General features: G+C 68.4%; 1 protein-coding gene. It reads left to right on the plus strand.

Annotated elements, in window-relative coordinates:
• Positions 1-1,066: biotin synthase BioB (gene bioB, locus ACWEQQ_RS45055; protein ID WP_452352576.1), on the plus strand; the 1,066-nt coding region annotated here is incomplete at its 5' end.
• Positions 1,067-1,092 lie beyond the last annotated feature (26 nt).

Below are 1,092 nucleotides of genomic sequence, written 5' to 3' on the forward strand. Positions count from 1 at the left end.
CATGACTGATGGACTGTTGAATCTGTTGGTGGACAAGGCGTTACGCCGAACGGCCCCGACCAGGGCGGAGGCGCTGGCGTTGCTGAGCGGCGCGCAACCGCTCATCGACGTCGTGGCGGCGGGCTCGCGGGTGCGACACGAATTCTTCGGCGCGCGCGTCAAACTCAATACGATCGTCAATATGAAGAGCGGCCTGTGCCCGGAGGACTGCGGGTACTGTTCGCAGCGGCTGGGCTCGGCATCCGGTGTGCTGAAGTACTCCTGGATCGCGCCCGAGGAGGCCGCGCGGGTCGCCGGGCAGGCGATTGCGGGCGGGGCCAAGCGAGTGTGCCTGGTCGCCAGCGGGCGCGGGCCCGGCGAACGGGATCTGACCAGAATCGAGCAGACCATTGCCGCCATCACGGCCGACCATCCGCAGACGGAGATCTGCGTGTGCCTGGGTCTATTGGGGGAGGGGCAGGCCGAGCGGCTCGCGGCGGCCGGGGCCCACGCCTACAGCCACAACCTCAATACCTCCGAGGCGCGCTACGCCGACATCTGCAGTACGCACACCTTCGACGATCGCGTCGACACCGTGCTGCGGGCGAGCGCGGCCGGGCTGTCGCCTTGTTCCGGAGCGATTTTCGGCATGGGGGAGTCGGACGAGGACATCGTCGATCTGGCCTTCGCACTGCGGGCGCTGGACCCGGACTCGGTGCCGGTCAACTTCCTGATCCCGTTCGATGGAACGCCGCTGGCCGGACAGTGGGAGCTGACGCCCGACCGCTGCCTGCGCATCCTGGCGCTGTTCCGCTTCTTCTTCCCCGACGTGGAGGTGCGGCTGGCCGGTGGCAGGGAGCTTCACCTGCGCGGCCTGCAACCGCTGGCGCTGCACCTGGCCAATTCGATCTTTCTGGGCGACTACCTCACCAGCGAGGGGCAGCCCGGAGCCGACGATCGGCAGATGATCACCGATGCCGGGTTCACCATCGAGGGCGCGCAGGAGCAGACCCTGCCGCCGGCGCGCCACGACCTGGTCGCGGTGCGCAAACGTGGTGCCGGGACGGATCTTCCGGCGAACGCGTAGGTTTCGCCGTGGGCGGCTCACCGACA

This window comes from Nocardia sp. NPDC004123, assembly GCF_053603795.1.